At 38.9% G+C, this 21,443-nt stretch carries 21 protein-coding genes; 9 read left to right on the forward strand and 12 right to left on the reverse strand.

What is annotated here, in order from left to right:
• Nucleotides 1-2: 2 nt before the first annotated feature.
• The 9 genes from mltG to yceD form a co-directional block, all read right to left on the reverse strand.
• Nucleotides 3-989 (reverse strand): endolytic transglycosylase MltG, encoded by a 987-nt coding sequence (mltG, locus tag DO88_RS17215; RefSeq protein WP_007375263.1) that lies wholly within the window; start codon nucleotides 987-989, stop codon nucleotides 3-5.
• Nucleotides 983-1,798, reverse strand: coding sequence for an aminodeoxychorismate lyase (gene pabC / locus DO88_RS17210; protein ID WP_084166000.1), 816 nt, complete (start codon nucleotides 1,796-1,798; stop codon nucleotides 983-985). Before pabC ends, mltG begins: the two co-directional genes overlap by 7 nt.
• A gap of 59 nt (nucleotides 1,799-1,857) precedes the next feature.
• Nucleotides 1,858-3,096, reverse strand: a complete 1,239-nt coding sequence (gene fabF, locus DO88_RS17205; RefSeq protein WP_008135390.1) for a beta-ketoacyl-ACP synthase II — start codon at nucleotides 3,094-3,096, stop codon at nucleotides 1,858-1,860.
• 216 nt (nucleotides 3,097-3,312) lie between these two features.
• Complete coding sequence (acpP, locus tag DO88_RS17200; protein WP_002962377.1) at nucleotides 3,313-3,549, reverse strand: acyl carrier protein; 237 nt, start codon at nucleotides 3,547-3,549, stop codon at nucleotides 3,313-3,315.
• Between the two features lie 250 nt (nucleotides 3,550-3,799).
• Nucleotides 3,800-4,546 (reverse strand): 3-oxoacyl-ACP reductase FabG, encoded by a 747-nt coding sequence (gene fabG, locus DO88_RS17195; protein WP_033037819.1) that lies wholly within the window; start codon nucleotides 4,544-4,546, stop codon nucleotides 3,800-3,802.
• Nucleotides 4,547-4,557: 11 nt separating this feature from the next.
• The gene (gene fabD, locus DO88_RS17190; protein ID WP_033037820.1) at nucleotides 4,558-5,484 is read right to left on the reverse strand and encodes an ACP S-malonyltransferase; all 927 of its coding nucleotides are present in this window, start codon (nucleotides 5,482-5,484) and stop codon (nucleotides 4,558-4,560) included.
• Nucleotides 5,485-5,536: 52 nt separating this feature from the next.
• Entirely contained in the window at nucleotides 5,537-6,577 is a 1,041-nt protein-coding gene (gene plsX, locus DO88_RS17185) for a phosphate acyltransferase PlsX (protein ID WP_007375268.1), read from the reverse strand.
• Between the two features lie 12 nt (nucleotides 6,578-6,589).
• A complete protein-coding gene (gene rpmF, locus DO88_RS17180; protein WP_002962381.1) occupies nucleotides 6,590-6,760 on the reverse strand; it encodes a 50S ribosomal protein L32 in 171 nt (56 codons plus the stop codon).
• Between the two features lie 9 nt (nucleotides 6,761-6,769).
• Entirely contained in the window at nucleotides 6,770-7,294 is a 525-nt protein-coding gene (yceD, locus tag DO88_RS17175; RefSeq protein ID WP_007375269.1) for a 23S rRNA accumulation protein YceD, read from the reverse strand.
• Nucleotides 7,295-7,425: 131 nt separating this feature from the next.
• Between yceD and DO88_RS17170 the strand changes: the two genes are divergently transcribed.
• Entirely contained in the window at nucleotides 7,426-8,025 is a 600-nt protein-coding gene (locus DO88_RS17170) for a Maf family protein (protein ID WP_033037821.1), read from the forward strand.
• A 9-nt stretch (nucleotides 8,026-8,034) separates the two neighbouring features.
• Here DO88_RS17170 and DO88_RS17165 read toward each other — a convergent pair whose 3' ends face one another.
• Together DO88_RS17165 and rluC are read right to left on the reverse strand one after the other, a co-directional pair.
• Complete coding sequence (locus DO88_RS17165; protein ID WP_007375271.1) at nucleotides 8,035-8,697, reverse strand: HAD-IA family hydrolase; 663 nt, start codon at nucleotides 8,695-8,697, stop codon at nucleotides 8,035-8,037.
• Nucleotides 8,694-9,653 (reverse strand): 23S rRNA pseudouridine(955/2504/2580) synthase RluC, encoded by a 960-nt coding sequence (gene rluC / locus DO88_RS17160; protein WP_002962392.1) that lies wholly within the window; start codon nucleotides 9,651-9,653, stop codon nucleotides 8,694-8,696. The genes DO88_RS17165 and rluC overlap by 4 nt, the downstream gene beginning before the upstream one ends.
• A gap of 774 nt (nucleotides 9,654-10,427) precedes the next feature.
• Between rluC and rne the strand changes: the two genes are divergently transcribed.
• Nucleotides 10,428-13,613, forward strand: a complete 3,186-nt coding sequence (gene rne / locus DO88_RS17155) for a ribonuclease E (RefSeq protein ID WP_033037822.1) — start codon at nucleotides 10,428-10,430, stop codon at nucleotides 13,611-13,613.
• Nucleotides 13,614-13,846: 233 nt separating this feature from the next.
• On the opposite strand, the gene yejK is transcribed toward rne, so the two are convergent.
• Nucleotides 13,847-14,863, reverse strand: a complete 1,017-nt coding sequence (gene yejK, locus DO88_RS17150; protein WP_033037823.1) for a nucleoid-associated protein YejK — start codon at nucleotides 14,861-14,863, stop codon at nucleotides 13,847-13,849.
• 62 nt (nucleotides 14,864-14,925) lie between these two features.
• Between yejK and DO88_RS17145 the strand changes: the two genes are divergently transcribed.
• The 7 genes from DO88_RS17145 to DO88_RS17115 all read left to right on the forward strand — a co-directional run bounded on the left by DO88_RS17145 (nucleotide 14,926) and on the right by DO88_RS17115 (nucleotide 21,243).
• Nucleotides 14,926-15,138, forward strand: coding sequence for a DUF1414 domain-containing protein (locus tag DO88_RS17145; RefSeq protein WP_007375276.1), 213 nt, complete (start codon nucleotides 14,926-14,928; stop codon nucleotides 15,136-15,138).
• 5 nt (nucleotides 15,139-15,143) lie between these two features.
• Nucleotides 15,144-16,640 (forward strand): DUF3413 domain-containing protein, encoded by a 1,497-nt coding sequence (locus DO88_RS17140; RefSeq protein WP_033037824.1) that lies wholly within the window; start codon nucleotides 15,144-15,146, stop codon nucleotides 16,638-16,640.
• Nucleotides 16,641-16,742: 102 nt separating this feature from the next.
• Entirely contained in the window at nucleotides 16,743-17,219 is a 477-nt protein-coding gene (locus DO88_RS17135) for a hypothetical protein (RefSeq protein WP_033037825.1), read from the forward strand.
• 112 nt (nucleotides 17,220-17,331) lie between these two features.
• Entirely contained in the window at nucleotides 17,332-19,050 is a 1,719-nt protein-coding gene (aceK, locus tag DO88_RS17130; protein ID WP_007375279.1) for a bifunctional isocitrate dehydrogenase kinase/phosphatase, read from the forward strand.
• A 17-nt stretch (nucleotides 19,051-19,067) separates the two neighbouring features.
• Nucleotides 19,068-20,006 (forward strand): LysR family transcriptional regulator, encoded by a 939-nt coding sequence (locus DO88_RS17125; protein ID WP_007375280.1) that lies wholly within the window; start codon nucleotides 19,068-19,070, stop codon nucleotides 20,004-20,006.
• 175 nt (nucleotides 20,007-20,181) lie between these two features.
• Complete coding sequence (locus tag DO88_RS17120; protein WP_007375281.1) at nucleotides 20,182-20,625, forward strand: ferritin-like domain-containing protein; 444 nt, start codon at nucleotides 20,182-20,184, stop codon at nucleotides 20,623-20,625.
• Nucleotides 20,626-20,892: 267 nt separating this feature from the next.
• Nucleotides 20,893-21,243, forward strand: a complete 351-nt coding sequence (locus DO88_RS17115; protein ID WP_050482407.1) for an ExbD/TolR family protein — start codon at nucleotides 20,893-20,895, stop codon at nucleotides 21,241-21,243.
• Nucleotides 21,244-21,443: the final 200 nt, after the last annotated feature.

The raw sequence follows: 21,443 nt of genomic DNA on the forward strand, positions 1-21,443 counted from the left end.
ATTTAGTTCTTTTTATTTAGTATGTACGTTTTAACTGCTGCATTATGCTGCTTTAACGTGATTGAAAATTGATGACTGCCATCGCCTTTTGCGACAAAGTAAACGTATTCACTTTGCGGCGGATTAACTGCAGCTAAAATAGCAGCTTTTGATGGCATTGCTATAGGTGTTGGTGGTAAACCATTAATTCGATACGTATTGTAAGGCGTATAATCGCGCAAATCTTTACGTTTAATATCACCATCAAAATCAGCGCCTAGCCCGTATATTACGGTGGGATCGGTTTGCAGGCGCATATTGGTGTTTAATCGATTAACAAACGCTGATGCAATTAACGGACGTTCACTAGCAAGGCCTGTTTCTTTTTCAATAATTGAAGCCATTATTAGTGCTTCGTATGCTGTTTTATAGGGTAGATTAGCAGCGCGCTGCTGCCAAGCATCATCTAATGTTTGCTGCATTTTCTGTGCTGCACGTTTTAATACACCGCTTACAGTATCGTTATTATGATAATGGTAAGTGTCGGGGAATAACCAGCCTTCTAAGTGCATATTATTACCCAGTATTTGTGTACTTAGTTCATCACTTTTTAAATCGTTTTGTAAATTATCGGCTTTTTTAATAGCACTTAGTACTTCACGTAAGTTTTGCCCTTCAATAATGGTAAAACTAAAACTGACTTGCTGGCCTTGATTAATTTTTTTTATATTACTGATAACACTATCGGCTGTTAGCTCGTAAAGCCCCGCTTTTAAGTCGGTGAGTGTGGGATCTAATTTGGCAATTACCTGATAGCGCCAGCAACTTTCTACCCAGTTTTTAGCTTGCCATTGGTGGCATAACTTATTAAAGCCAGTGCCATGCTTAACTTCAAATTGTGTGTTTTGAGCTACCTTTAACGGGCTATTAATTGTTGCTTGTAATTGCTGGTAACCAACAGCAGTGGTTATAACAGCTAAAAAGAGTACCGATAAAATAACTTTTAACACTCAGCCTCCTTGGCTAATAATTTAGTTAATAATGCGTGGCTGTCGTCTGTATTAAATACCTGTTGTTCAATACGTTTTACTGGTACTGCTCCCATTAAGCTATTACACACAAATACGGCGTCTGCTTGGATTAGGTCTTCTACTTTCACGCGTTTAAATTCAACTGGTAATTTAGCACATAACGATTGTAGGTAAACGCCCTTTATTCCGCACTCATCAAGCAGTGGCGTAAACACACACTTATTTTTAATCGCAAAAATATTAGCTGCTGAGGCTTCAATTATATTGTTATTGTAATCAAGCACTAACACATCGTCGCAGTTTTGCGTTTGCATTGCTTTTTTAACTAGTACTTGCTCAAGCCGGTTTAATGTTTTAAGACCCGCTAAATGAGGTTGTGCAGCTAATTTAATTGGGCTTATTTCGAGACTTACACCCTTTTTAGTAAGCGCACTGTAATTACTAGGGTAATCTAATATACTCAATAAAATAGTAATATTACACTCACTTGGCAGCCCATAACCACGTCCGCCTTCGCCTCGCGTTACAAGTATTTTAAGCACGTTCAGTGGTGCAGCTTTTATATACTGAGCAATTTGATTTTCAAGGCTATTAAAGTCTAACTCAGGAAAACCCAAACGCTGTGCACATTCAATCAAACGCGCTTTATGGTGAGCCCAATACTGTACTTGCCCATCAACAACTTTAGCCGTTGTAAAAAAGCCGTCACCGTAATTTAAGCCTCTGTCACACGTGCTTAAAGTGCTGTTTTGATCTACTGCTATTATTGTTTGCATTTTATTTGGCATATAAAAAAAGCCCAGTTAAACAACTGAGCTCTTATAATTTGATTCGTTGTTAAAAAAGATTATACCTTTTTAAACAGCAACGAGCCATTAGTACCACCAAAACCGAACGAGTTACACAGTGCAAAGTCTAGCTTTGCATCACGTGCAGTGTGCGCAATATAATCTAAGTCACACCCTTCGTCTGGGTTATCAAGGTTAATAGTTGGCGATACTTTTTGATCCGTTAACGATAAAATCGAAACGATTGATTCAACAGAACCCGCAGCACCTAATAAGTGACCCATCATTGATTTAGTCGAACCAACCATTACATCTTTAGCTGCATTACCAAAAATAGATTTAACAGCGGCAGTTTCGGCTTTATCGCCAGCATGCGTTGATGTGCCGTGTGCATTAATGTAGCCCACTTGCTCTGCATTTACTTGCGCATCGTTTAATGCATTTTGCATTGCAAGGGCAGCGCCTGCACCGTCTTCTGGTGGTGATGTCATATGGTACGCGTCGCCACTCATGCCAAAGCCTACAAGCTCAGCATAAATTTTAGCACCACGTGCTTTAGCATGTTCGTACTCTTCAACTACGACAACACCTGCGCCGTCAGAAAGCACAAAACCATCGCGGTCTTTATCCCAAGGGCGAGAAGCCGCTTGTGGATCGTCATTGCGGGTTGATAGTGCACGTGCAGCATTAAAGCCACCCATACCAATTGGTGTACAGGCTTTTTCGGCGCCACCGGCAACCATTGCATCAGCATCGCCATAAGCAATCATACGCGCAGCATGGCCTATGTTGTGCAAACCTGTTGTACAAGCCGTTACAATAGAAATATTTGGGCCACGAAGCCCATGCATTATTGATAAATGACCTGAAATCATATTAATAATGGTAGATGGCACATAAAATGGCGATAACTTACGCGGACCACTATTTAATAGTTTAATGTGGTTTTCTTCGATAAGCGTTAAACCACCAATACCTGAACCTACAGCCACACCTATGCGTGTTGCATTTTGCTCTGTTATCTCGAGGCCAGAATCTTCAAAAGCTTGAACACCCGCTGCAATGCCGTACTGGATAAATAAATCCATTTTTTTTGCATCTTTTGGTGACATATAAGCCGATGCATCAAAGTCATTAATTAAACCAGCGAACTTTGTACCAAATTTTGATGTATCAAAGTGGGTTATTGTTTGAATACCACTTTTACCATCTAATAAGCCTTGCCAGGTTGATTGAACATCATTACCTAGCGGCGTCAACATTCCTAAGCCAGTTACGACGACTCGACGTTTAGCCACGGTTTGCCTCCAATAAGGGATATTTTTATAAGGTGGATGATCATACCCAAGCTACCTCAAAGTGCTAGTCCCAAAATAGATTAAAAACGCATAACACTAGCAAAAATAATTTTTAGTTAAGATTGGGAGTTAAGGTTTGTTTTTGAATCACGAACTTTGAGGTGGTTTGGATATATAGATTAAGGGCAGCGAATGCTGCCCTTAATTTGCGATTAATTACTCAGCGTGAGCTGTAACGTAATCGATTGCAGTTTGAACTGTAGTGATCTTTTCAGCTTCTTCATCTGGGATCTCAGTATCAAACTCTTCTTCAAGAGCCATTACTAGTTCTACAGTATCAAGAGAATCTGCACCTAAGTCATCTACGAAAGAAGATTCATTTTTAACTTCTTCTTCTTTAACACCTAGTTGTTCAATGATGATTTTCTTTACGCGTTCTTGGATATCGCTCATTCTTCTTTCCTTTATTAAAAACGCCAATGCGTTATTTTCAGATTGCGGCGTAGTTTACGCCGCATAATTCTCTGATTCAATGATTTGGCCATAAATAATTGTCTGGTCAAACCTCTGAGTGTAAGTTTTATCTTTTATCGCTTATTTTCACAGCAATTTCAAGTATGTTTAAAGCAAGTTCACAAATAATTCAATGTTTTTGAGTTAACTAACTTAACTTAATTTTATTATTTAGCCGATATTATGACTACTAAACCATGTACATCGCACCATTTACATGCAAAGTTTCGCCTGATACATACGCAGCTGAGTCAGATGCTAAATAACACACTGCAGCAGCAATTTCGTCTGGTTGACCTAAACGCCCTGCTGGAACATTGGCAAGCGTTGCTGCTTTTTGCTCATCAGTTAAATCATCTGTCATATCAGTTTGAATAAAACCAGGTGCCACTACGTTAACTGTAATACCACGAGATGCGACTTCGCGCGCAAGTGACTTAGAAAAACCAATTACGCCCGCTTTAGCCGCCGCATAGTTAGCTTGCCCTGCATTACCCATAGTGCCTACTACTGAGCCAATATTGATAATACGGCCTTTCTTTTTCTTCATCATTGGACGAAGTACCGCTTTAGATAAACGGAAAATCGAGCTTAAGTTAGTGTCGATTATATCGTCCCACTCAGTCTCTTTCATACGCATTAATAGGTTATCACGTGTGATACCTGCGTTATTAACAAGTACGTCAATATCGCCAAAATCAGCTTTTATTGCGGCAAGTGTCGCTTCAATAGATGCAGGATCCGTTACATTTAATGCATAACCTTTACCACTATCACCCAGGTACTCACTGATTTTAGCAGCGCCTGACTCGCTTGTAGCAGTGCCTGCAACTTTTGCACCTTGCGCAACTAATGTTGTTGCAATTGCTTTACCAATACCACGGCTAGCGCCAGTAATTAGGACAATTTTGCCCTCTAATGAAAATAAATTAGACATTTTATATACTCTTATTTAGCTGCAGCGATTGAAGCGGCATCGTTTACTGAGCCACAGATCATTGCTCTATCAATTCGTTTAGCAAGTCCTGTTAATACTTTACCAGGACCAAATTCGTAGCTTTGTGTTACATCTTGCGCAACCAAGGCTTGTACTGTTTCTGTCCAGCGAACTGGGCTGTATAGTTGACGTACTAGTGCGTCTTTAATTGCATCAGCGGTCGATTCAGCTTTTACATCAACATTATTAATTACATCACACTTAGGTGTATTAAATGTTAAAGCGGCTAAGTCTACCGCTAGCTTATCCGCTGCTGGCTTCATTAGTTCACAATGTGAAGGTACGCTAACCGAAAGTGGTAATGCGCGTTTAGCACCTGCATCTTTACATGCTTGTGATGCTCTATCTACTGCCGCTTTATGCCCTGCAATAACAACTTGACCAGGAGAATTGTAGTTAACTGGAGATACAACCTCACCTTGCGCTGAGGCAGCACACGCCGCTTTTATTTCTTCATCGCCTAAGCCAATAATCGCAGCCATTGAACCTACGCCTGCAGGCACAGCTTCTTGCATATATAAACCACGGTTTTCAACAAGCTTAACAGCTTCACTCAAGCTTAGTACGTCGCTACACACTAGTGCTGAATATTCACCTAAGCTGTGACCGGCCATAACAACGTCGGCATCTGGGTTTGCTGCAAGCCAATCACGGTAAATAGCAACACTTGCAGTTAATAATGCAGGTTGTGTACGATGAGTTTGATTTAATTTTTCTTCTGGGCCATTAAGAACTAGCTCTGCTAAGTCGTAACCCAATGCATCTGATGCTTCTGCAAATGTTGCTTTAACAATGTCAGAACTCTCTAGTAGCTCTTGTAACATACCAACGCTTTGCGAGCCTTGACCTGGGAATAGAAGTGCAATTTTTTGTGCCATACTTTGCTCTTTTTAATTAAACAAATAAATAATGAAATACACGGCACATCAATTATTGATTAACCGCCGTGTCTTTAGAATGTGTTTTTTCGAAAATAGCGGCTATTTTATCAGGAAGTTGACGTTCAACCTCCTTTACCGCTTCATCAATTGCTGCTTGAAATGCTTTAGCTGACGCATTTCCATGACTTTTAACGACAATACCGCGCAATCCTACCAGAGAAGCACCGTTATACTGGTCGGGGTTCACCCTTTTATAGAGTTTTTTTATTATTGGACGCAATATAAACGCCATACATTTATATAAAAGGTGCTTTTCGAGCGCAACTGTAAACTTATTCATAATAAGCTTGGCAATGCCTTCGCATGTTTTAAGTGCAACGTTACCCACAAAACCTTCGCATACAATAACATCAGCCTTGCCAGAAAAAATATCGCTTCCTTCGCTATAACCAATGTAATTAATATGTGGGCTTTGCTGCATTAATTGTGCAGCCTGTTTAATATCATCGTGACCTTTAATATCCTCAGCGCCAATATTTAATAAGCTAACGCGAGGGTTATCGCAGCCAAGTGCTTGGCCAGCAACTACAGAGCCCATAATGCCAAACTGATACAGCATTTGCGCATCGCAATGCACATTAGCACCTAAGTCGAGTAAATATACTGGGTTTTTAAGCTCTGTAGGAACGGATGAAATGAGTGCAGCACGTTTTACACCTGGCAGCATTTTTAGCACATAGTGAGCCATAAAAAATAGCGCACCAGTATTACCTGAACTAACACACGCTTGAGCTTCGCCTGACTTAACTAAATCAAGGGCAACACGCATAGATGAATCTTTTTTTGAACGCACAGCAATTGCAGGTTCACAAGCATTAGTGACTATTTCACTACAGTGACGAATTATGAGTCTAGGATGAGGTAAGGAATCGAGGGATTCGAGTTCTTTAGATATAACGTCTTCATTGCCACATAAAATGAGAGTTAAATTGGCATGAGCGTTTACTGCGTGAACGGCAGCAGGAATAGATGAACGGGGGCCGTAATCGCCCCCCATCATATCTAACGCTATGGTTAGATCATTCAGCATATAAGTAATCTCTTATTTAGAAATTACTTGAACGCCTTTGTAGTAACCATCTGCAGTCACATGGTGACGACGATGAGTCTCACCAGATGTTTGATCTACAGTTAAAGTTGGACCACTGATCGCATCGTGTGAACGGCGCATGCCGCGTCTTGCACGAGACTTTTTGCTTTTTTGTACAGCCATAGTCTTCTCCTAAGAATCTTTCTTAAGTTGTTTCAAAATATCAAATGGATTAGGTTTATCATCTTCCGCCTTTAAAACACCAAAGCTGGCAGGCTTTGCTGAATAACTGCATGAAGCTTCGTTGTGGGTAGCTACTAATGGAATTGCTAAAATTAGTTCGTCTTCAATTAAATCAAAAACGTTAACTTCACCATTTTCATCAAGCGCTACTTCATCGTAGTCTTCTGGAAAAATATCTAACTCTGTATCTTCACCTACTGGTGAATATGCAAAGTCTTGAACCAAATCCAACCCTAAATCACCATTACAACGTTGACAAATGACAGTAACGTGTGTGGACAAATTGCCTCTAATCACAGCGAAACCTTGATCATCATTCTTGCAATGTATTTTTACCGCTATTTCACCTACTTCTTCCTGCACAACTTTCTCTAAACGAGTAAGTTTTTCAAGCGGTACAATTCCGTCATACTTTAAACGGTGCTGCGCTGCTTTGCCTGGATGAAGAGTGATGGGAATTTTCACCTTTTGCATAGGGGCTGCATCATATAGATAGTTAGTTTGTTAGTCAAAGTAAAAAACCATTTTTACTTGGTTTTTAACGTGTTTTACTCTCGGATCTGATTTATCCTAACTCAATCTGAATTATCTTAGGGAAACAGTCCGTGAAGCACCCACTTATTTTAGCGTCAAGCTCGCCTTTTAGGCAGTCTTTATTACAAAAATTTAATTTACCATTTGATACATTTTCACCAGACGTTGACGAGTCAGCACTTGAATGCGAAACACCTACCGAACTGGTTAAGCGTTTAAGTGAATTAAAAGCCTCTGCAGCTAATAAACACTTTAACAAAGGGTTAGCTATTGGATCAGACCAAGTAGCTGTGTTTAATAATCAAATTTTAGGTAAACCACACAATAAAAAAAATGCCGTAAAACAACTAAATTTATTTAGCGGTAATACTGTAACATTTTTAACTGGGCTTTGTGTTTACGATATTGTAACTGGAACAAAAAAAACCTGCGTAGAACCGTTTAATGTGACGTTTAAAACACTCAGTGATGCACAAATTAGTGCTTATTGCGACGCAGAGCAGCCATATAACTGTGCTGGCAGTTTTAAAAGTGAAGGGTTAGGTATTTGTTTATTTGAAAAGTTAAGCGGAGACGATCCTAATAGCTTAATTGGGTTGCCGCTAATTAAACTCAGCCAATTACTGGCTGAGTTTGGTATTGATGTACTTACCGCTCAAAACAAGTTCTAGTTAAATAAATTAGCCAAGCAAAACCTGTTGCAGCTGCAGATAGTTATCTACCGTTGCAACCGGATTAAGCTCATTTAATTGCTGTGCGTTGTGCACCCCCATGGTTACACCAATTCTATCCATGCCTGCAGCTTTTGCCATTGTCATGTCTATTTGAGTGTCACCAATCATTACGGCATCTTGAGCGCTTATGCCAAGTTCTTCAAGTAATTGATACAGCATATCCGCAGACGGTTTAGACAGTGCGTCATCGCTTGTACGTGTTGCACTAAAAAAATGTCTAAGTTGGCTTTGATCAAGCAAGCGCTCTAATCCATCTCGACCTTTACCTGTGGCAACAGCTAAAACAATGCCTTGCTTTTTTAAAGCAGTTAAAACGCTGACAACATTAGCAAATACAGGAGTTGGCGTGGTATCAACACTATATTGGTGTTTATACCCTTTAATTAGCGCTTGATGCTGCGCGGTATCATCAGGAAATAAAACATCAATTGCTTTTTCAAGCGACATACCAATAATATTTTTAATTGCTAAATCACTTGGTGACACTAAATTAAGTGACTCAGCACTACTACGAATACAGTTAACTATTTTAGTGACTGAATCCATAACGGTGCCATCCCAATCAAAAATGACGAGCTTATATTTTTTAATTGGCGTCACTGCAATCACTGTTTTGCGTCTCGTAATTTTAGTAATGTATTTTTAAGCGTTTTATCAAGGGGCGCTTCAATACGCATCGTTGTTTCGTTTTTAGGATGATAAAAACTTAAATCGTGTGCATGTAAAAATAATCGGTTTAAGCCAACTTTACGCATAGATTCATCAAACCCTTGATCGCCGTATTTATCATCACACGCTATTGGATGACCTTTACACTGCGTGTGCACACGAATTTGGTGTGTACGACCTGTAACAGGCGACGCTTGTACAAGCGAGCAATCATTAAAACGTTCAAGTACTTTAAAACGCGTATGCGAAGGCTTGCCCTCAGTGTTATCTACACGTACTACGCGTTCACCCGATTTAAGCGTATTTTTACGCAGCCCTTCGGTTACATTTTTAGTTTTAGAGTCCCACTGCCCTTCAACTAGCGCCCAATAATTTTTTTCCATTGTTTTTTCACGAAGCTGTTCATGCAATGCTGTTAACACCGAACGACGTTTTGCTATAAGTAAACAACCCGATGTATCACGGTCAAGCCTGTGAACTAGCTCAAGACTGCGCTCCTCTGGGCGAAGCGCGCGCAAAGCTTCAATTAAACCATAACTTAAACCACTGCCACCATGAACAGCCATGCCTGAAGGTTTATTTATAACGATAAGGTATTTATCTTCAAATAAGATATCGTTTTCAAGGCGAGTTACTTTATCTAGTTTTGATGGTACAAACTCTTCACGCTCAGCAACTCTAATAGGTGCAATACGAAGCACATCGTCAAGCTGTAGTTTATATACAGGCTTAATACGCTTTTTATTAACGCGTACCTCACCTTTGCGCAAAAGTTTATAAATAGCGCTTTTAGGCACCCCTTTTAAATGGGTAATAAGAAAGTTATCAATACGCTGACCTAAATGGTCTTCATTGATCGTGACATAAGTTACTTGTAAGTCGTTTTTTTCTGACATTGCCTAATCACTAATTTAAGTAAAATAATTTAGTTGCTAACACTGTAATAATAGTGGGATAATCAGCAGCGCAAATATTTAGTATTTGCAAATAACAACGGTGCTTTTTAACACATTAAAACATTCGTGATGCACATTCTGGGTAGCCGATCATACAGATCCGAGTTAAGTTTTCCAAAGCTTTTATACATACCTAGTCAACACGTGCGATCAATTAACGGCAATGCGCGTAATATATTGCTGGTTAAGTTTGAACATGAAGTGGTTTTTAATGCGATTGAGAAAGCAATGAACAGATAATTTGTCTGATAGTGACGACGTAAAAACACGTCGTTCAGCATTTGCTCAATTATTGTAGTACCGTACAGCAGCTTATTTAGAACTAAAAAAATCTAATAAATAAGCGTTCATTAACATTGGTAGCAACTTTTGCTCTTAAAATGGATATTAGTGATACATAAATATGTATTACTCACCAACTTAATGAGCCCTACGCACCTAATATGAATGACATTTAGTAAGATTGATATGACAGGCCAACTTCTGGGTAAAACATGTAAACGTAGCTGAAAAGCCGACTGTTTTAACACCATTTAGAATTTAATAACGGTAATACACGTTATTGTTTGCCAGCATTTAAAATACTGCGTACGAAAATACAGAGCCGTTCCGTTAAAGACCCAGTCGTGAGGCTGCACATTCTAAAAATAGGAACAACTGAACAGGCGATAAAAACATCGTCATGTCAGCGACATAAATAAGTAGAGTAACAATATGAAACGTATGCTAATCAATGCAACGCAGCAAGAAGAAATGCGCGTAGCACTGGTTGATGGCCAGCGCCTATATGATTTAGATATAGAAAGCCCAGGTCACGAACAGAAAAAAGCCAATATTTATAAAGGCAAAATAACCCGCATTGAACCATCTCTTGAAGCAGCATTTGTTGAATACGGTGCTGATCGCCATGGTTTCCTCCCTTTAAAAGAAATAGCCCGTACTTACTTCCCTGCAGGTTACACTTTTCACGGTCGTCCGAATATTCGCGACGTAATCAAAGAAGGTCAAGAAGTAATAGTACAAGTTGATAAAGAAGAACGAGGCCAAAAAGGCGCAGCGTTAACTACTTTTATCAGCGTTGCTGGTAGTTACTTAGTTCTAATGCCTAACAATCCTCGTGCCGGTGGCATTTCTCGCCGTATTGAAGGTGATGAGCGCACTGAACTTAAAGAAGCACTAGGTCGTTTAGAATTACCTAAAGGTATGGGCTTAATTGTTCGTACTGCTGGTGTTGGTAAGTCATTTGAAGAACTTAACTACGATTTAAAAGCATTATTAGTACACTGGGAGGCTATTGGCCAAGCAGCCGACAGTGCTAAAGCGCCTTTTTTAATACACCAAGAAAGTAACGTAATATTTCGCGCCATTCGCGATTATTTACGTCGCGACATTGGTGAGATATTAATTGATAAACCACGTGTTTTTGAAGAAGCTAAAGCGCACATTGAGCGTTTTCGCCCTGATTTCATGAGCCGCGTTAAGCTTTATCAAGGCGATACGCCATTATTTACACATTATCAAATTGAAAGCCAAATCGAGTCAGCGTTTCAGCGTGAAGTGCGTCTTCCATCTGGTGGTTCAATAGTTATTGACCCTACTGAAGCATTAACATCTATCGATATTAACTCGTCTAAAGCAACAAAAGGCGGTGATATTGAGGAAACAGCACTAAATACTAACTTAGAAGCTGCTGATGAAATTGCACGTCAGTTACGTCTTCGTGACCTAGGTGGTTTGATTGTAATCGACTTTATCGATATGACCCCTCCACGTCATCAACGTGAAGTAGAAAATCGCTTAAAAGATGCTGCTCGCCCAGATCGTGCTCGTGTTCAAATTGGTAAAATCTCACGCTTTGGTTTACTTGAAATGTCGCGTCAGCGCTTGCGTCCTTCATTAGGTGAAGCAAGCCAAGGCCCATGCCCTCGCTGTAGCGGACAAGGGACTATTCGTTCTAACGAATCAATCGCACTTTCTATTCTTCGCTTAATTGAAGAAGAAGCAATAAAAGACAATACGACACAAGTAAATGCACAAGTGCCTGTTGCTGTTGCCGCTTATTTGTTAAATGAGCAACGACGTAGTGTTCATCGTATTGAAAAACATCATAAATGTGATGTAGTGATTATTCCTAATCAACATATGGAAACACCACATTACGAAGTTATGCGTTTACGTAAAGACGAAACACTTGAAACGGTAAGTTACGGACAAGTTATTGCGCCTGAGCCTGAAGTATTTGAGATGTCTAAATCTCCAAGTACACCAGTACGTGAAGAACCAATGCTAAAAGGTGTAGTAATGCCTTCTACACCAGCTCCACAAGCAGCGCCTGCACAAACAGCTAAGCCAGTGACCAATGAGACTAAAGCTAATGGTGGCTTATTTACAGCAATCACTAAGTGGTTTAAGTCGTTATTTGCTACTGAAACGGTAGAAGAGAAAAAAGAAGCCGCTGAAAAGCAGCAAGAAGAAGCACGTAATAACCGCAGAGGTAACGATAACCGCCGTCGAAATAACAATCAACGTCGTCGAAATAATCCTCGCACTAAGCCTCGTGCTGAACGCAGCAATACTGATCAAGATGAAGCTAAAACTGATTCACCAGTAACTAACGAGAACCAAGAAAGAAACGAAAATCGCAACAAGCGTCGTCGTAATCCTAACTCTCGTAAGCGCCCAGAGCATAAAAACCAAGAAAAAGATCAAGTTAAAACTGAAGCCCCTGCAAAGGCGGAAGTAGAAACTGATTCTAAACCAGCACAAGCTGCAGAGCCTAAAGAGCAGAAGCCTAAAGTTCGCCGTCAACGACGTAATTTACGTAAAAAAGTACGTTTACAAGACGAAAATGCTGAACAAGCAAAAACAGTAGATAAAATAACAGAACAAACTGTGGTAAGTGATGAAAAACCACAAGTTAAAGAGCAAGTTACGCCTACTGTAGAAAAGCAAACGCAAGCTCCAGCAGAAAAAACAGCGCATATTAAAGAAGAGAAAGTTGACGTTGTTGATTCTAACGATGAAACATCTGCATCTGATGAAGAACAAGAGCAAACACGTACACGTTCACGCCGCTCTCCTCGTCATCTTCGTGCATCTGGTCAACGTCGCCGCCGACCAGAAGGTGAAGGTTCTGAAAACAAATCAGACGAAACACCTGCATTTGTACCAGTAGCAGATCAAGCTGCAGCTGAGTATGAAGCTGAACTTAAAGCTAAATCGCAAGAAACCGCTGTTGATGCTTCTGAAAAAGTTGAACAAGCACTTGCTGTAGAAGACTTGGCTAAAGTTGAAGCGGTTAAAGAATCAGCTGAAGTTGAAGCCCCTGTAGTGACTGAGCAAGCAGCTAAAATTGAAGCACCTGTAGTGACTGAGCAACCAACTAAAGTTGAAGCGCCTGTAGTGACTGAGCAACCCGCTAAAGTTGAAGCACCTGCAGTGACTGAGCAACCAGCTAAAGTTGAAGCGCCTGCAGTGACTGAGCAACCAGCTAAAGTTGAAGCACCTGTAGTGACTGAGCAACCAGCTAAAGTTGAAGCACCTGTAGTGACTGAGCAACCAGCTAAAGTTGAAGCACCTGTAGTGACTGAGCAACCAGCTAAAGTTGAAGCACCTGTAGTTACTGAGCAACCAGCTAAAGTTGAAGCGCCTGTAGTGACTGAGCAACCAGCTAAAGTTGAAAAATCAGTACAGCATGTTAAAACCGTCGTTTCGCAAGGTTCTGCAAGTGCAGCAATGGCACAACCTACTCCTGTAGCTGATAGCGAAGTAAAACATATCTCTGTTGCAATGGCTCACGACAAACGTGAACTAGTACCCGACAGTGGCTTACGTGCAGGCTCAATCAAACCTGCTGGTCGTGCAAGCTCTGCAATGACTAAAACAATGAGTGCTGATTAGTAACTAACGCTCATTAAAAAGCCCCGCTATTTACTCAATAGCGGGGCTTTTTTGCTTTAAGTGATATGTAAAGCGCTTATAACGTGATCAAGCTCTACAAGTAAACACCAAACGTTAAATCCATAACCTGTAGACGCACAGCTTGCTGGCGTTTAAAAATAAGTTTTCTCATAAAAAAAACGCGGTCTACTTGCCGCGTTTTCAATAAAGCTAAAACATTATTTATGTAACGTTTATTCTTGCTCTTGTTCCATAAAACGTTGTAACTGATCTTTTAAATTTGGCGGAATACCTTTAATCACTAAGGTATCAGTCGCTTCATTATAAGTAACGCGCTCACCTAAATGTTTACGCTCAAAACTTACACTTACGCCACCACCTAGACCTGAAAACTTAACCATACTGGTTACCGTTTTTTTATCTACAGGGAAGGTTTCTTCTAAGTCATAGCTTTGTTCTTTACAAAAACTGTCGAACGGGCTGTCATCGCCTTTAGTGAGCGTTGCTGATAGATCGCTCACACTTGCATCTTCGCCTGTAGTTACGCAATCATTACAGTAATCAAATACTTGTTTACGTAAGTCGTCTTTTTCTGATTTATCAAACTGTTGCTCTGATAAATAATCCTCTACTGCGCTAAGCATTACTTGGCTTTGCTGTTTTGAATCAATACCCTCTTCACAACCTAAAAAGTCTAAGAAAAAGTCAGCAACTTTACGTCCAGCTCGTCCTTTGATAAATGAAATATAACGGTTGTCGTCAGCTTGTGTATCCCACGCTGTTAAGTCGATGCGAGCAGCGAGTTGCATACGCGATATATCTAAATGGCGAGAAGCTGCTAAATCAAGCTCTGAAGTCATTGAATAATGTTCTTTGATGTTAATCATCGCAATTAACATGTAATCGGTAGCAACATACTGATAATGACAAAATACTAAATAACCTGTTTCACTAAAAGCATACTTATCAAGCTCTTCTTTTAAGACTGTTGAAGCTTGCTCTGTCATATGCCAAAAGCCCAACTCATCATTACGGTAACTTTGCATTGCTGATGCTACAATACTGTTTTTGTCTCCACTGAAAGCACAATAACCTTTACCAGGTTTACCGTTGTACGCATGATGTAACTGCTCAATGAACACGGCCACTTTATCGTTGATGATCATTTCATCATTTCGAAGGTGAATTTGCGTATCGTCGTCTTTTTTGTCTACATAATGAACGACTAATTTTTTAACGTCTGTTGTCATCTTTGTTTTTCACGCCTCTAGTGTTAAAATACGGGAATATAACTATTTTATTGAACCAACTGATGCCAATCTTATCAAAATACTCTAATGAAGAAGTAGAACAAATCGTCGATCAGCTTATTGATGTGCTAACTAAACATAATGCACCGGTTGATTTAAGCCTTATGTGTTTAGGAAATTCTATCACGCATATCTTAAAAGAGCATGTACCAACAGGGAAAAGACAAGCCGTAACTGAGAACTTTGCAAAAGCATTGTCACAGTCGGTTAAATAAACTCTATGAACTTATCGCAGCACAATCAGTTTTCATCAAAAGCGAGTCAGTTATTAAGCTGGGGGCATTGGTTCACCTTTGCCAACATCGGCTTGGCGCTATTTATTAGCTTAAGCTATTTATTTGCCGATTCGCCACCAACTAGCTTTATGGGCATAACTTATATGCTAGTGACATGGCTTAGCCACACTAGTTTTATTGCCTTTTTAGCATTTGTGCTGACGGTATTTCCGCTTAGTTTGATTTTCCCCTATCCTAGGCACATTCGTGGAATGGCTGCTGTAATTGCTACGTTTGGCGCATCACTGCTTACTCTTGATGCTTATGTGTATGTTAATTTGGGCTATCATTTAAGCACTTCCGCTTTGCCTGAAATCATCTCACTACTGTGGCATCGATTAACAAGTTCGCCTGCTTTAACAACTCTTTTTGCCGGCGGTATTGTTCTGCTAATCTTAGGTTTTCAACTCGTTGCCAGTAATCTTACATGGCGGCATTTAGCGCGTCTAAAACAGTTTAAATTTGCACGTTACGCAAGCTCATTTTTAGTTATATGTTTTGCGCTTAGCCACAGCATTCATATTTGGGCAGATGCTAACTTAAAATTTGATGTAACAAAGCAAGATAATGTTTTACCACTTTCATACCCTACAACAGCTAAAAGTTTGTTAGCTAAAAATGATTTACTAGATATCGAAACATATAAACAAGCTCATAGCGTTAAAATTAATAACCAGAATATTAACTACCAAATACCAACTCCTCTTGAGAAATGTGAAGATTACACTCAGGCTAATATCGACATTTTTGTTTTTGAAACCGACCAACAATTAGCCGACTTTATTTCAGAAAATAAAGGTCTACATAAAACAGAGCAGTTTTTACAGCCAACTAATCATAGCGACATGCTATTTAGTTTGGTATACGGTTTACCTGCCTTTTATAAAGTTGCGATAATTGAAGAGCACACTCTTCCGGCATGGCAGAGCCAACGTCGCAGTATTGAAGTAAGTGGTATTGACGAGCTGAGTTTTATTAATGACCAAGCTCACACTAACAGTGCGATTAGAGTTATTAGCGGTTCAAAAGTTGTATCCCCACGCGATAACGCAACGCAAATCTTTGCTTTTAGCTTAGTAAATGATACTCAAGAAGTGGTAAGTACATCAACCTTATACAGCTCAGATAAAAGAATCTCAAAAATTGAAGGCTTAATTCAACCAAGTGATTTAATTGCGACTAGTGTCGGTCAGTACTTAAATTGTAAAGCGATTGCCAAACAAACAATGTTAGGTGTTAACTTATACAAGAAAAAAGACAATATGGGTGTTAATTACTCCCAAGGTGTAGTCATAGCATACAAAAAAGATAGGATCACATTAATAGACTCTGATGGGAATTTTAAAAACATCTCTGCCGCTGAAGGGTTCTCTATTGAGCAAGGTTTAGATATTCCATTTTTAGTACAAAGCATTAAGAAGTTAAAAACTTTCACTCAATAACTGTAATCCTGACCTAGCTTGCTATAACGTCAAGCTAGGTTATAGTTTTTATTTTGGAACTGCGTTTTTAGCAACGCAAAATAAATTCATGGATGCCCTGCTATGATTAAACTTGTTAGTTACTTATTTTATTCACTTTGCATCTTTATCTGCTTTTATAATAACGCCACGACTTACTACAAATGCGTGACAGAAAAAGAGACTGTTTTTTCTCAGTTTCCTTGCGATCATCGCGCAACTACATACAAAGTAAATACCACAAACATACTGCAAAATGTCCCTAAAGTTGATTATAGAAAACAACTAAACGATCTTGAGCGAGAAAGGCTTTTGGCTGGATTACAAGCTGAACTTCGCAGTAACAACCATAAATTAACGATACTCGATCGTGAAAAAGAGCGAGCTGAATACAAGCAACAACAGCGCCTTAACCATATTTTAGCTGACGATGAGAAAAATAGAATAACTAAAGATATTACCAAGAACATTAAACGAATTAATAAAGAATATAAAAAAGAAGTATCTGCTATTGCTAAAAAAATTAAAGAACTAGAAAAAAAAATATTAATATACAAATAAAACGCTCATAAAGCATTATGAGCGTGTTCGTAATTTAGCTTGGTTTTAAACTTAAAATAACATACCCTTAACACAATAGAGTATAAACTCTAACGTATACTAAGGAATGCTTATGCAGCCACATCGTATTGCTGAACTAATTTTAACTGGCTTTAAAAAGCACTATAAGCTATTTCAAAAAACCACGGCAAAAGCCCCTCTCGCTTTTGCTAATAAAGATTGGCAAGCAATTAACGATATAAGCCGCTTACGTATTAGCTATTATGATGATCGTGTTAACGAAACGACACAATTTTTAAAAATAGAACATCCTACAGATACCCTTGATGAGTCTCTTTGGCTTGCAGTAAAAAAAATATATCAACACTTTTTATGCTTTCATCCACAAGCAGAGCTTGCCGAAACATTTTATAACTCTGTATTTTGCCGTCTTTACCATAGACGTTATTTTCATAATGACTTTATATTTGTACAAGCCACATTAAAAGACGCGCCATCTGTACCGGTTGAATCCGAGTATAGAAGTTATTTTCCGGTAGTTGATGGTTTAAAGCCTACGATAAAACGTATTATTAATCACTTTGATTTTAAAGCCCCATTTGTAGATTTAGAACGAGATATACGCTTGCTTGTTAAAGCATTTTACAAACAAGCCCCCGATACTCACCACCAACCTTGGCAAATGCGCTTTGATATATTACATACTGCATTTTATCGTAACAAAGCGGCGTATATTGTTGGCCGTGTAGTTTCTCAAAGCGGTGTGCAACCTTTTATTATTGCAGTACTACATCATAAAGATAAAGGCTTATACTTAGACGCCTTGCTCACTAAATCATCACAAATGCGTGTTATTTTTGGCTTTGCGCGTGCTTATTTTATGGTGGAAACTCATGCACCATCAGCGTTGGTAAGGTTTTTAAATCAGCTAATGCCAAACAAAACAATTGCAGAGCTATACAACGCGATCGGTTTTCATAAACAAGGCAAAACTGAATTTTACCGCGAATTTTTAAGTCATTTAACGCATTCAAGTGATGAGTTTACAATTGCACCTGGTACACCGGGCATGGTGATGATGGTATTTACCCTCCCCTCTTTTGGTTATGTATTTAAAGTCATTAAAGATAAGTTTGGTGAAAGCAAACCATTTGGTCGCAACACCGTTTTAAAGCGCTATCAGCTCGTAAAGAGTCACGATCGCGTTGGGCGTATGGCTGACACTATAGAGTATTCTAATGTCGTATTTCCTTTGGCTCGTTTTGATAGTAATTTGCTTGAGCAATTACATAAAACAATTGGCTCCTCTATGATAATTGAAGGCGATTGGTTGATTATAAAACACCTTTACATTGAACGGCGCATGACACCACTAAATCTGTTTTTAGAAAACGCTAATGACGAAAGTGCAGCAGATGCAATAGAGGAGTACGGCCAAGCACTTAAAGAAATGATTGCCGTTAATATATTTCCTGGTGATATGCTATTAAAAAACTTTGGGGTAAGTAAGCATAAGCGTATTATTTTTTATGATTACGACGAAGTACAATACCTTACAGATATGAACTTTAGAGAATTACCTAAAGCTAAAAATTACGATGACTATTTAATGAGTGAACAAAGTTACTCTGTCGCTCCACAAGATGTTTTCCCGGAGCAGTTATGTACTTTTGTTACACCTAACCCAACTTATAAACAGTTTTTATTAAGTACACATCCCGAATTAGTTGATGTTAGTTTTTGGAAACAAGCACAGCAAAACATAAAAAATGGGCATGTGAGTCATATTTACCCATACCCGACAGCACAGCGCTTTATTCACCACTGGTAGGCGCTAAAGGACACACAATGAATATAAGTAAAATAGATTTAAATTTACTGGTTTACCTCGACACACTACTACGAGAATGCAACGTAACACGCGCTGCAAACCAGTTGAGTATTACACAACCTGCAATGAGTAATGGCCTTAAACGTCTTCGTAACCTATTTAACGATCCTATTTTAGTTCGTACCAGCGATGGTATGGTCCCAACTGAGCGTGCTTTGGAGTTACAACCTGTTATACGTGGCATATTAATGACTCTCGAAGAAACTCTAGCACCTAATCGAGAATTTGAGGCAAGCCAAAGTAAACGTGTGTTTAGGATTATGGCCAGCGATTACGCTGCAAGTACCCTAGCGCCTAAACTGCTTAGTAAATTACATGACGAGGCACCCGACACCACATTAGATATACTTACCCCAAGTGATGTGACTTTTCATGATGTAGAAAATGGTAAAGTTGATATGGCTATCAATCGTTTTGAAAACTTACCACAATCTTTTCATCATAAGCGTATTTGGAAAGACAGTTTTTGCTGTTTAGTAAAAGCCGATAATCCAATAATTGAAAGCTTTAGCCTTGATAGCTATTTAAAAGCACGCCATATTTGGGTAAGTAAAACAGGTTTTGGTGTTGGTGTAGGAATGGATCCAAAAGACGTGCAAAAGCTAGGGTGGGTTGACGAAGCCCTCGCTCACTTTGGTAAACATCGTAATATCGCTACATTTACGCGTAATTACCATGTAGCGATTCATTTAGCAAAAGAGAAAAACCTTATTGCCACTCTACCATCTAAAGCCGCTAATATTTATGTCGACGATCCAGGACTTAAAATACTAGAACCTCCTTTTCCTATTCCTCCTTTTGAACTTGATATGATTTGGAGTCCACTGCTACACCGAGATGCGAGTCATATTTGGTTGCGCCAAAAAGTAGCTGAAGTTGCCGAGGAACTAAAGTAGCTTTATTACACAATACTTTGTAAAAATTGCTAGGCTAATAGAAAAAATTAACCTAGTAATTTAAAAATAAATAACAAAGCAATTAATATCAAATACTTATACATGAAAGGCATTATGGAATGACCTTTGCTTTTATTAGATTGAAGTTTATATTCATTTAATTAAAGAGGTCATTATGAACACCCATCAAGGATCAGAAGTAAATCATATTACAGACATCATTCAAGTAATGAACAGTGGCATCGACTTTTATGAAAAAGCCCTAGAAAAAATTGAAGACCCTGCAATTGGCGCTCTTTTTCAGCGCATGATCGATGCACGTAAAGTGAGTGTTGAGCGCTTGCAGCCCTATGCTATTAATGAAAAAGGGGAACGCGAAGATGGCTCTTCGTTCGCTATTGAAGCACGCCGTGCATACACTGGACTGCTTACAACATTTAGCTCACACAACGATAGCACCTATGTGAAGGAGCTAGAGGAAGTTGAGGATAAAACCCTTGAAGAAATTAAAGCCGCGATGGATAAACCACAACCTGCTGACTGTGAAGCTGCTTTGGCTAAAACACTACTAACAATGCAGAGTTGCCATGCAGAAATGAGTCGCATGAAAAACCATTAAACTTGATTTTGACGCCAAGCACCCAGCCATAGCGCTGGGTTTTTTATTGTCTTAAAGTATTCATTTATTTTATCTTACATATAACGACATAATTTATACAAATATTTAATATTATTAGAATATTTAATTAACTATATTTTATTTTAGCTGTGCTAGTTTTATTAATAGGATCCTGAAATCTTGCTGTGGCGCCGTAGCTTTAAATTATAAATCAGGTCCCAATATGAAAAAAAACTAGCTCAACTGCAAAATAATGCTGATGTAGATATGACTCCGATGTTAGACATTGTATTTATACTACTCATTTTCTTTATTGTTACTACTTCATTTGTTAAACCTGTGGCCATTGAGTTAAATCGTCCGCTCGATAGCCCTCAAATAGATAAACCGGTTAAAAATGCTTTATTTAGTATAGATGAAAGTAATGGGGTTTATTTCTCAGGTAGGTTGATTGACTTAGAGCAAGTGTCGACTAACCTAGCAATGTTTGCCGCAAAATATGAAATAAGTTCAGTATTGATAAAAGCTGACGAAAACAGTAATCACAACACTCTAATGAACGTGATGAATAATATTAAAGAGTATGAAAACTATTCCATTTCTTTAATCTCGAAATAATACTAAGCGGCTTAAATGTGGTCTATTTAACGATAAGAAAATCGTGTCGATAACCAGGTAAAAATTTCGTTGTTTAGTTGTTCCATATCAGAAATTTTTAACACAGTTAGCGACAGGTTTAAGCCCTCAAATTGATCAAGTATTATTGCGGATGGGTATTATACCAATCTGCTTATATAGGGTCTATTTAACGTTAAGAA

It is taken from the genome of Pseudoalteromonas sp. S3431 (assembly GCF_000690035.1).
Lineage (GTDB): Bacteria > Pseudomonadota > Gammaproteobacteria > Enterobacterales > Alteromonadaceae > Pseudoalteromonas > Pseudoalteromonas fuliginea.

Excerpts from the sequence above, each read along its gene's own strand:
- pabC (WP_084166000.1), bottom strand. The coding sequence starts at position 1,798 with ATGCCAAATAAAATGCAAACAATAATAGCAGTAGATCAAAACAGCACT.
- acpP (WP_002962377.1), bottom strand. The coding sequence starts at position 3,549 with ATGAGCGATATCCAAGAACGCGTAAAGAAAATCATCATTGAACAACTA.
- fabG (WP_033037819.1), bottom strand. The coding sequence starts at position 4,546 with ATGTCTAATTTATTTTCATTAGAGGGCAAAATTGTCCTAATTACTGGC.
- fabD (WP_033037820.1), bottom strand. The coding sequence starts at position 5,484 with ATGGCACAAAAAATTGCACTTCTATTCCCAGGTCAAGGCTCGCAAAGC.
- plsX (WP_007375268.1), bottom strand. The coding sequence starts at position 6,577 with ATGCTGAATGATCTAACCATAGCGTTAGATATGATGGGGGGCGATTAC.
- rpmF (WP_002962381.1), bottom strand. The coding sequence starts at position 6,760 with ATGGCTGTACAAAAAAGCAAAAAGTCTCGTGCAAGACGCGGCATGCGC.
- yceD (WP_007375269.1), bottom strand. The coding sequence starts at position 7,294 with ATGCAAAAGGTGAAAATTCCCATCACTCTTCATCCAGGCAAAGCAGCG.
- rluC (WP_002962392.1), bottom strand. The coding sequence starts at position 9,653 with ATGTCAGAAAAAAACGACTTACAAGTAACTTATGTCACGATCAATGAA.
- rne (WP_033037822.1), top strand. The coding sequence starts at position 10,428 with ATGAAACGTATGCTAATCAATGCAACGCAGCAAGAAGAAATGCGCGTA.
- yejK (WP_033037823.1), bottom strand. The coding sequence starts at position 14,863 with ATGACAACAGACGTTAAAAAATTAGTCGTTCATTATGTAGACAAAAAA.
- DO88_RS17145 (WP_007375276.1), top strand. The coding sequence starts at position 14,926 with ATGCCAATCTTATCAAAATACTCTAATGAAGAAGTAGAACAAATCGTC.
- DO88_RS17140 (WP_033037824.1), top strand. The coding sequence starts at position 15,144 with ATGAACTTATCGCAGCACAATCAGTTTTCATCAAAAGCGAGTCAGTTA.
- DO88_RS17135 (WP_033037825.1), top strand. The coding sequence starts at position 16,743 with ATGATTAAACTTGTTAGTTACTTATTTTATTCACTTTGCATCTTTATC.
- aceK (WP_007375279.1), top strand. The coding sequence starts at position 17,332 with ATGCAGCCACATCGTATTGCTGAACTAATTTTAACTGGCTTTAAAAAG.
- DO88_RS17125 (WP_007375280.1), top strand. The coding sequence starts at position 19,068 with ATGAATATAAGTAAAATAGATTTAAATTTACTGGTTTACCTCGACACA.
- DO88_RS17120 (WP_007375281.1), top strand. The coding sequence starts at position 20,182 with ATGAACACCCATCAAGGATCAGAAGTAAATCATATTACAGACATCATT.
- DO88_RS17115 (WP_050482407.1), top strand. The coding sequence starts at position 20,893 with ATGACTCCGATGTTAGACATTGTATTTATACTACTCATTTTCTTTATT.